Source organism: Butyrivibrio sp., from assembly GCF_024699075.1.
The window spans coordinates 1-10433 of the sequence record NZ_JAILQF010000065.1; the positions used below are offsets into that span (position 1 = coordinate 1).

Here is a 10433-nt window from a genome sequence, read left to right on the forward strand (position 1 = left end):
GGCCTCATTATCCGACTCCTGAGTTTGAAAGAGCTTGGTGGGAAGTTTCAAAGAAAATAATAGAAAATAATTTTTCTGAAGTTACATATAAAAAAAATGACTTCAACGAAGATGTTGTAATTGCTACATTTCCTCATGGAAAGATCTCAACATTCATTGAAGGGGAACATACACAAAGTCCAAATACAGGTGGATATTTGAACATTGCTATAAGATAATTGAAGACTTGAGATTTGCGACACGAGGTAAGCGTAGTAGTAACATTGAAGAATTTTTTAATGTTATTGAATGGTAGATATAGTGGCTTATGCTGATCAGATAAAGCAAGGGCGCTTTAGTTTATTACAACTAAAGCGCTGTTTTTTTATCTGTAAGCATGAGGCTTGTTGTTCTCAAATATAAATAGATTTACGGATAAGAGACTTTATAGCAATATGGTTTATCCGTAGAACAGACGATTCCTCAAGATCATGAAATAAGATTTGCGGATAAGGGGCATTGCCAGGCTAGAGTTTATCCGTAAATATGGACCTTCTTGACCTCAAATATAACAAGCCTTACGGATAAGCAGGTCTTGTTACAATATGGCTTATCCGTAGAACAGACGATCCCAGAGCGCTGTGAAATAAGATTTGCGGATAAGGGGCTTTGATGGGCTAGAGTTTACCCTACTGAGTCAGGATAACCGCTACCATACCAAACATTGTATCGTTTGTGATGCCGAGGAGCTCCTTGATCTTTTTGATTCTGTAGCGGATAGTGTTCTGATGCTGGAACAGGTCATTGCCAACCAGGATCATATCAAAGTTATTATCGATGCAGGACTTAAGAGTTCTATAGGATTCGGTAGAATGGAAATCTTCAAGATTCTTACAGCCTGGTTCTATTTTGCTAATAAGCTCAATGCGGTACTGCTTTATATATGAATCGCTTATCATAGGATATATTGCGTTAAGTGTCCCAAGGTCACTATAGCTTCTATTATTCTTGCCGGTCGACAGACACATATTAAACGCATATATGGATCTGCGCATTACAATATCAAGCATAGATATATCCAGGACGCTGTCGTTGATTCCAATGTTATATAAAGATGCCTGAATGGATAGTTTATGTATCAGGTTTTTCCAGAAGCGTTTCAGATCTCGTGGAATATCCGATTCTGACTTGAAGAAGACTATGAAGAGCATACCGCTTTTATATTTGACAACATATATTTCATCTTTTCCGGACAATTGTTCCAGAGCCAGCTGAGTTTTGTTCAGGGTTCTCTGAAGCGCAAAGTCATTGACGATTGACTTGAATCCAAGGTACATGGAGCTTGCAAAGTTATTGTCATATGAAATATTCAGTGCCCCTGTGAACTGTTGTATTTCATTCTGATAAGATGGCTTTGTGATAAAAGAGTCTATGAGCTTCTCATAATAATCGTAGTTGGTCGAAGAGCGCAGATAATCTGTGACATTAAGTATTACGTCTTCTATGAAAATATCAGAAAAGGTAAATATAGGAACTTCCTTTTCATTAGCCAGTGCTATTACTTCATCAGGAATAGTGTTATAGAAGATCGTCTTAATCGCAAATGCAGAAACTCCGATTTCTATAAGAGAATTAAAGGATTTATATATTTTTGAAGGGTCATCCTTGGCATACATAAGGTTGGTAATTACAAAATCACCTGCCTGAAAACCATAATAAGCTTCCTCAATTCCTTCGTAATCAAGAATTACTACGTTTGCAATGCTTTTGTACAGGCCATTTTGACCTGCAATAAGCTTGAACTGATTGAAGAAATCGAAGTTATTAAGTGATGATAAACTCAGCATACAAAAACTCCTTTTGTAAAAATTACAAAAACTATAACAGATTTATAGTATTTTTTCCATAGCAAATTGAAAAAAGTATATGTATTATAATAAACAATTCAAGACAAGAGCAAAGGGGCTCGTGGTATTACCACGGGTCCTTTCTTTTTTGGAAAAAAAATTGTTTGTGAGCAAAGGAGCTTGTGGCAATACCACAGGTCCCCTTCTCTTTTAGGAAAAAATATTGTTTGTGAGCAAAGAGGCTTGTGGTGATCAAAGGACCACGAGCCTCTTTTTTCAAATGATGGACAGGAGATGGGTTATGAAAGAAGAACTGATAGAACTTACCAAGTCTATGGTAAAGGTTCCAAGTGTTAATGGAACAAGTGGAGAGCATGATATAGGAGTCTTCATCGAGAACTATCTTAGAGATATTCCATATTTTAAGAAGCATTCAGATCAGGTGATAATTCAGTCTCTCAAAGATGATCCTCTTAACAGGCGCAGCGTATTTGCACTACTTAAGGGCGAAAAAGATGATAACAAAAAGACAATTATATTCCATGGACATACAGATACAGTTGGAGTTGAAGACTATGGCGATCTTGCAGAGTACGCCTTTGACTGCGACAAGCTGATGGAGAGACTTAGTAAGATTCAGCTTCCGGATGATGTAAGATGGGATCTTGAATCCGGTGAATATATTTTTGGAAGAGGCGCATGTGATATGAAGAGCGGAGACGCAGTATTCATGGTGCTTATAAAGCATATCGCAGAGCATATCGAAGACTTCTCCGGCAACATTCTTTTATCCTGTAATCCGGTAGAAGAAAATCTTCATACAGGAATCATAGAAGGAATAGATACCCTCATAGATTTAAAGAATAAGCATGATCTTGAGTATGTTCTTGCTATCAATAATGACTATACATGTCCTATGTATCAGGGTGATAAGCATCAGTACATATATACAGGAGTAGTTGGAAAGCTCCTTCCGTGCTTCTATGTAAGAGGCAGGGAGACACATGTAGGACAGTGTTTTGAAGGCTTTGATCCCACAACGGTTGTGGCTGGTCTTGTCAAAAAGATCAATCTGAATCCTGAATTTAGTGATGGATATAAAGGTGAATATTCACTTCCGCCAACAGTCCTTAAGATGAAAGATTTAAAACCCTGGTACAACGTTCAGACGGCAAAAGAAGCCTTTGTTTATTTTAACTACTTCGTACATAACAAAGGTATGGAGGATATAGTAGCAGGTCTTATGGATTCTGCAAGAAGCGCAGTAAAGGATTCCCTTTATGAGTACAACAGTAATTACCAGAAATACTGCAGCTTAAGCGGCAAAGATTATACAGCTATCGATTATCCGTGCCACGTTATGACCTTTGAAGAGCTCAGAAAACTTGCTGATAAGAATAATAAGACAGGCGAAGATATAGATGAGCTTCTTACAAAAATAACTAAAGAGCAGGAAGATAAAGGCGTAGATAAGAGAGAGATACCGATAGAGCTTATCAGGACTCTTTTGTCCAAGGCAGGTATATATGAATCAGTAGTTGTAATGTACTTTGCAGCGCCATATTGTCCTCATAATACTCTTCAGGATGCCGATGAGGAGCTGATACAAAGACTTGGAAAAATTACAAAAGAGATAGAACAGGAAGAAAACGTTGAATATAACATTCACAGATTTTTCCCAAGTCTGTCTGATAGTAGTTATCTTGCAATAGATGATTCGGAGAGCTCAATAGAGCATCTTAAGCAGAATTTCCCGCAGATGGATAGTCTGTATCCGCTGCCAATAGACAAGATAAGAAGTCTTGGTATTAAGGCAGTCAATTTCGGAGTTCACGGCAAGGATGCGCATAAGTGGACGGAGAGATTATATGTTCCATATAGTTTTGATATACTTCCAAAACTTATACAGAAAGCGCTGAAAGAGTTTTTGTAAAAAGGAATATACAAGATCTTATAAAAAAACAAGAAGAGTTCTTATAAATACTGCAAAAAGGAGATCACAAGATGTTTGTAAAGGACGGGACAAGTACCCTTAGAAAAGTACTGGTATCAAGACCGGAGTATTTAAAGCCGGCGCCAATAAATGAGATAGCCAAAAAATGGAAAGATACAACAATGGACGTTGCTACAATGCTCAAAGAGCATAAAGCATTCACAGATGCCTATGCAGCCAACAATATCAAAGTTGAATATCTTGATGCGGATGAACAAAGGCCTAATTCGGTTTTTGCAAGAGACTTTGGCGGATGCGTCAAAGAGGGCTATATCATGGGACGATTCAAGCTGGATATGAGATACAAGGAACATGTTGATTACAAAAAGCGCATGGAAGAGCTGGGAATCCCTATGATAGGCGAAGTTAAGGAAGGCCTGTTTGAAGGCGGTGACTTCATGTTCATGAATGAAAAATGGGTGACAGTCGGAATGGCAGACAGAACCAATGACAAGGGTCTTGAAGAGATCAGAAAGATATTAGAGCCTCTCGGATATGAAGTAACAGGTGTGCATCTTGATCCAAGATATCTTCACCTTGATATGTGCTTCAATCTTGTAGATGAGCACCTGGCAGTTTCATACAAGGAAGGACTTCCGGAGGATTTCAGAAAGCTTCTTTCACAAAGAGATATAGAGATCATTGAAGTTCCGGAGGAGAGTATCTTCCTTCATGGCTGTAATCTTCAGGCGCTTGGAGATAAGAAGGTAATGTCTCTAAAGCGCAACGAGAGAGTTAATGAAGAGCTTGCAAAGCGCGGAATGAAGGTAGTCGAACTAGATATAACAGAGATATTAAAGGCAGGCGGCGGTCCACACTGCATGACCTTCCCACTTGAAAGATATTAAAAGGAAGCGACATTAAACATAATTTGAAAGATATTAAATACAGGAGATAGAAAAAGATGAGTATATTTTTAGTAGATGAGTATAAAGAGATGGAGCCATACGTACCAGGCGAGCAGCCAAAGGACAAGCTGTATATAAAGCTTAATGCCAATGAAACATCAATGCCGCCGTCACCCAAGGTGTTTGAAGCACTTTCCAAAAAGGAGATCTGGAATATGGGATTCTATGCTGATCCCCATTGCAGAGACTTTAGAAGAGCTATAGCAGATGTATATGGATTGACAGAAGATGAAGTATTTGTAGGTAACGGTGCTGATGAAGTGCTTAGCTTTATACTTATGTCTTTTTTCAGAAGAGGTATGAAGATCTACTTCCCGGATATTACTTATGGATTCTATAGAACATATGCCAAGACTTACGGTCTTGATATGGAAGAGATACCTGTAAGAGAAGACCTTTCAGTTAACATTGATGACTACATGGATCTTAAGGGCGATATAGTAATGGCTAATCCCAATAATCCTACAGGCCTTTCTGTATCTGTAGATGATATTGAGAGACTTGTTGCAAAGAACCCTGAGAGAATGGTCATCATAGATGAAGCATATGTTGATTATTCAGGAGAGACCTGTCTTCCTCTTGTAGAGAGATATCCTAATCTTGTAGTAGTAAGAACATTTTCAAAATCCCGTAATATGGCCGGAATGCATGTAGGATTTGCTGTTGCATCCAAGGAGATCGTAGCAGATCTTAACAGCATCAAGTTCTCATTTAACCCTTTCAATATGAATTCTCTTACTATGGCTGCCGGAATTGCTGCAGTTAAGGATACATATTATTTTGACAAATGCGTAAAATCAACAATTGAAAACAGAGAGAATTTCAAGGCTGAGCTTGAAAAGCTGGGATTTGAGGTAATCCCTTCAAAGGCTAACTTTGTATTCTGTAAATCAGACGCTATAGATTCCAAGATTTTATGTGACAAGTTAAAAGAGGAAGGAATCCTCACAAGACACTTTGCCGACGAGAGATTAAAGGATCATCTCAGGATCACAATAGGAACTGAATACGAAATGATGGTGGTTCTTATTGCGATAAAAGAAATCCTGGAAGAAGCAAGAGAAAACGATAAATCCGGGATCAAGAAGGTTATTTGATCTGAGTCTTACCAAAGAGGAACATTATGAACAAAATTCTTATATGTGATTATCAGAGTGCTTTGGAAGAGAGCTATGATATAACCTTCGAAGCGCTTAAAAATACACTTTCAGATGAATACAATGCTTATGAAATAAAAGTATGTGCATATGAAGATGACGATCAGCTGATACAAGAGCTCCAAGGAGCTGCGGGTCTTATTACAGGTTTTCTTGAAATTGGAGAAAAGATATTAGACAAAGCTGATAGTCTTAAATACATATCTGTAAGCGGAGTTGGTTATGGTAACATTGACTGCGAAGCTGCAAACAGGCATGGAATAAAGGTATGTCATATCGCAGAATATTGCACAGAAGAGGTCGCAGAGCATACATTTGCGCTTATAAATGCACTAAACAGAAACCTTAAATTCTATACAAAAGATATAGAAGTGGAAAAAAACTGGAAATATCACAACATATCAGGTGGTAGAACTCTTAGTAATCAGACACTTGCAATATTTGGCTACGGACGTATAGGAAGAAGGGTGGCCCAGATAGCTGCAGGATACAATATGAAAGTCATAGCTGTTGACCCATATGCAGATGTACTTAGTGCAAAAGCCAACAATGTAGAGATCGTAACTGCAGATGAAGCATTTAAAAGAGCAGATATAATTTCAAATCACATGAATCTTACAGAAGATAACAGACATTTTTTTGCCAAAGAAGCGTTTTCTAAAATGGCAAGGAAACCAATGTTTATAAATGTAGGGCGAGGTGCATCGGTATGTGAAGAGGACTTATATGAAGCACTTATGGAAGGTCAGATAAGGGCAGCAGGTCTTGACGTACTTGAAGCTGAAGAGCCTTGCCTTGATGAGTGCAGGCTGCTGGGACTTACAAATGTGATAATGACGCCTCACAGCGCTTTTTATAGCGATGATTCCATAAAGGCTCTGCAAAAGATAAGCGGAGAGAATCTTGGTTACTGCCTTAAAGGAAAGCAGGATATGGCAGCAGAGATAGTCAGGGAGTGTAAGTGATGCCAGTATCTGTAAACCTTACTATCAAGATTGGAATTCTAATAGCTATTGGCTATGCCGGTGCAAGGGCAGGGATTATAGATAAGGATTCAAGAGATAAGTTATCTGATGTACTTGTAAGGATCCTTTTACCTGTTAGTATGATCGCATCAAGTCAGCAGGAATTCTCAATTGTAAATGCTGGCGGAGCGGTTGAAATACTATTTCTTGCCCTGATCTACTACATAATAATGTTTGGGAGCGGGATATGGATACTTAAGCTCCTTGGCAGGGATAAGCGCAGGATGGCAATAGAAATCCTGCTTGTGACATTTGCTAATACTGCATTTCTCGGGATACCTGTACTTTCTGAGATAGCAGGAGATGTTGGAGTATTGTATGCGGTAGTTTTCAACTGCGTATTTGATCTTGTCTACTTCTCTATCGGAATGTATATGCTGCAGGATGCTGTACATGAGAGAAAGTCAGATTTTAAGATAACTCATTTACTAAAAGATCCATTATCTATAGTCGCCATTACAACTATTATCCTGTATATGATCCCATACAGATTCCCGGGAGTCATAACTGAATCTCTGGATCTTCTTGGAAATGCGATGATGCCGGTATCTATGCTGATAATAGGTGCTCAGATTTCATGTATGAATTACAAAGAGCTGTTTGTTAATAAAAGAGCATTCATGCTTAGCATCATGAAGATGCTGATAATCCCTATGATAGTCCTTGGTGTCATGAGGCTTATAGGCGCAAATATGGAGATCACAGCTACGATGGTAATACTAAGTGCCATGCCATCGGGATCGCTTAATATAATAATGGCGGAGAAGTACAGGGTAGAACCTGAGCTTGCAACATCAACTGTCATGCAGACTACTTTGGTGATGCTTGTGACTCTGCCTCTTTTCACACAAATGATAGGATGACTTCTTGTATGACAAAATAAAAAGGCGTGCAAGAATCCTGCACTATGCAGGATAAATTATAAATTTAAAGCAAAGGAGCTTATAGCATATGGCTATGGGCTCCTATTTATATGGAGGATTATTTATGAAAAAAAGACTACGACTACTAATAACAACAGCGCTTCTTGCGGTGTCAGTACTATCAGGATGCGGAAATTCTCAAAATGATGAGGAGGCAAATACTAAGACCATATCATCTATAGATGACCTTGAGGGCGCTAAAATTGCTGTTCAGCTTGGAACTGTTGGTGATATATATGCGTCTGACTACGAAGGAGATGAAGCAGGAACAACTGTTGAAAGGTACAACAAGACAGCAGATGCAGTGCAGGCCCTTAAGCAGGATAAGGTCAACTGCGTAATAGTTGATGAGCAGCCCGCAATTGCTTTTACCAAAGATGATGATTCTCTGGAAATCCTGGATGAAGCCTTTGCAATAGAAGAGTATGCGATATGTATCGCCAAAGGTAATGACGAACTCCTTGGTCAGGTAAATGAAGCTCTTGCAGAACTCGAAGCTGATGGAACTCTTGATATGATCAAGGACAACTATATAGGTGATGATACCAAGGGAACATGCCCGTATGTAACACCTGAGGGCACAACCTATGATAACGGAACCCTTGTAGTAGCAACCAATGCAACTTTTCCTCCATATGAGTATTACAACGAAGGAACAATCGTAGGTATTGATATCGAGATAATAACAGCTATTGGAGACAAGCTGGGTATGAAGACCGAGATCAATGACATGGAATTCGATTCGATCATTAATGCAGTCAATACGGGAAAAGCGGATGTCGGAATAGCCGGAATGACTATGACAGAGGAAAGACTTAAGTCAATCAACTTCTCTGATCCATATACGACTTCAACACAGGTTATCATAGTCAATAACGGAACAGAATCACAGTCATCTATTGGACTTGTAGATAACATCAAGAGGAATTTTATAACAGACAGCAGATGGAAGTATATAGCTAATGGTCTTGTTAATACACTGATCATAGCAGTATGCGCGATCATTATAGGACTTATTTTGGGATTTATAGTTGCTATTATCCGCAGTACTTATGAGACAACTGGAAAGCTGGGAATACTGGACTGCATATGCAGACTGTATCTGACAATCTTCAGGGGGACCCCTATGATGATCCAGCTCCTTATTATCTATTATGTAGTTTTTAATTCAATTAGTATAAATAAGATTCTTGTAGCTATCATAGCTTTTGGCATTAACTCAGGAGCATATATGGCTGAGACTATAAGAGCTGGAATAATGTCAGTTGATGGCGGACAGATGGAAGCAGGCAGATCACTTGGACTTAATTATGTAACTACTATTTTTTATATCATAATACCTCAGGCTGTTAAGAATACGCTTCCAGCTCTTGTCAACGAATTCATAGCTCTTATCAAGGAGACTTCAATCTGTGGTTATATAGGTCTTACTGATCTGACACGAGGCGGCGATATCATCCGCAGCATCACATATGATGCATTTATGCCGCTTATAGCAGTAGCGATCATATATCTTGTCATAGTACAGATACTTACAAAGCTTACAGGCAAAATGGAAAGGGGACTTAGAAAACATGAAGAATAATACACTTATTAAAGTAGAGAATCTGGTAAAATCATACGGCGACAATGTGGTACTAAACGGCGTAAATATGGAGATCAAAAAGGGCGAAGTAATAGCCATCATAGGGCCATCGGGCTGCGGCAAATCCACTTTCATCAGAACCTTGAACCAGCTTGAAAAGGTAACTTCAGGCAAAGTGTTTTTTGACGGAATGGATCTTACTGACAAGAAGACAGATATTGACCTTATAAGAAGAAAGAATGTAATGGTGTTCCAGCACTTTAACCTCTTCCCACATATGACTATCAGGGAAAATATCACTTTTGCTCCTGTAAGGCTCAAGCTTATGAGCGCAGAAGAAGCCAATAAAAAGGCAGATGAACTTCTTGATAGAGTCGGCCTTTTGGACAAAGCCCTGATGTATCCTGATAATCTTTCTGGTGGACAGAAGCAGAGAGTTGCAATCGCAAGAGCCATGGCCATGAACCCTGAAGTGATCCTGTTTGACGAGCCAACCAGTGCTTTGGATCCTGAGATGGTAGGGGAAGTTTTAAACCTTATGAAAGAGCTGGCTGATGAGGGAATGACCATGGTCGTAGTAACTCACGAAATGGGATTTGCCAGAGAGGTCGCAGACAGAGTCATGTTCTTCGACGAACAGGGAATCAAAGAAGAAGGAAGCCCTGAAGAAATATTTGGAAATCCTAAATGCGTAAGACTAAGAGAATTCCTGTCTAAAGTGGTGTGAGGATTTGCGGATAAGGGGCTTTGTAGGGCTAGGGTTTATCCGCAGGCATGAGCTTTGTTCAACTCAAATATACATGGGGTTACGGATAAGCGGTATTGAAAAGAGATGGCTTATCCGTAAAACAGACGATTCCGAAGTGCTGTGAATGAAGATTTGCGGATAAGGTGCTTTGCTGTGCTAGAGTTTATCCGTAGGCAATAGCCTTCTCGCCTCAAATATAAATAGACTTACGGATAAGAGGATTTGAAATGATATAGCTTATCCGTAAAACAGACGATTCCTCAAGATC

9 protein-coding genes are annotated in these 10433 nt (G+C 39.1%); 8 read left to right on the plus strand and 1 reads right to left on the minus strand.

The window, feature by feature from the left end; all coding sequences use genetic code 11:
- A partial coding sequence (locus tag K6G87_RS02370; protein ID WP_296833368.1) for a hypothetical protein occupies nt 1-218 on the plus strand: 218 nt, incomplete at its 5' end.
- Nucleotides 219-668: 450 nt separating this feature from the next.
- Here the strand turns inward: K6G87_RS02370 and K6G87_RS02375 are convergent.
- Nucleotides 669-1826, minus strand: coding sequence for a PucR family transcriptional regulator (locus K6G87_RS02375; RefSeq protein WP_296833371.1), 1158 nt, complete (start codon nt 1824-1826; stop codon nt 669-671).
- Between the two features lie 301 nt (nt 1827-2127).
- On the opposite strand from K6G87_RS02375, the gene K6G87_RS02380 reads away from it, so the two are divergent.
- From K6G87_RS02380 to K6G87_RS02410, 7 genes are all read left to right on the plus strand, one after another.
- The gene (locus K6G87_RS02380) at nt 2128-3759 is read left to right on the plus strand and encodes a M20/M25/M40 family metallo-hydrolase (RefSeq protein ID WP_296833374.1); all 1632 of its coding nucleotides are present in this window, start codon (nt 2128-2130) and stop codon (nt 3757-3759) included.
- Between the two features lie 71 nt (nt 3760-3830).
- A complete protein-coding gene (locus tag K6G87_RS02385; protein WP_296833378.1) occupies nt 3831-4667 on the plus strand; it encodes a dimethylarginine dimethylaminohydrolase family protein in 837 nt (278 codons plus the stop codon).
- A gap of 56 nt (nt 4668-4723) precedes the next feature.
- Nucleotides 4724-5824 carry a histidinol-phosphate transaminase gene (gene hisC, locus K6G87_RS02390; protein WP_296833381.1) on the plus strand — a complete coding sequence of 367 codons (1101 nt, stop codon included), beginning with the start codon at nt 4724-4726 and terminating at the stop codon, nt 5822-5824.
- Nucleotides 5825-5850: 26 nt separating this feature from the next.
- Nucleotides 5851-6849: an NAD(P)-dependent oxidoreductase gene (locus tag K6G87_RS02395; protein ID WP_296833384.1), complete on the plus strand. Its 999-nt coding sequence runs from the start codon at nt 5851-5853 to the stop codon at nt 6847-6849.
- Nucleotides 6849-7772, plus strand: coding sequence for an AEC family transporter (locus tag K6G87_RS02400; protein WP_296833387.1), 924 nt, complete (start codon nt 6849-6851; stop codon nt 7770-7772). Before K6G87_RS02395 ends, K6G87_RS02400 begins: the two co-directional genes overlap by 1 nt.
- Nucleotides 7773-7896: 124 nt before the next feature.
- Nucleotides 7897-9417, plus strand: coding sequence for an ABC transporter substrate-binding protein/permease (locus K6G87_RS02405; RefSeq protein WP_296833390.1), 1521 nt, complete (start codon nt 7897-7899; stop codon nt 9415-9417).
- Nucleotides 9407-10144 (plus strand): amino acid ABC transporter ATP-binding protein, encoded by a 738-nt coding sequence (locus K6G87_RS02410; RefSeq protein WP_296833393.1) that lies wholly within the window; start codon nt 9407-9409, stop codon nt 10142-10144. The genes K6G87_RS02405 and K6G87_RS02410 overlap by 11 nt, the downstream gene beginning before the upstream one ends.
- The last annotated feature ends 289 nt before the right edge of the window (nt 10145-10433 follow it).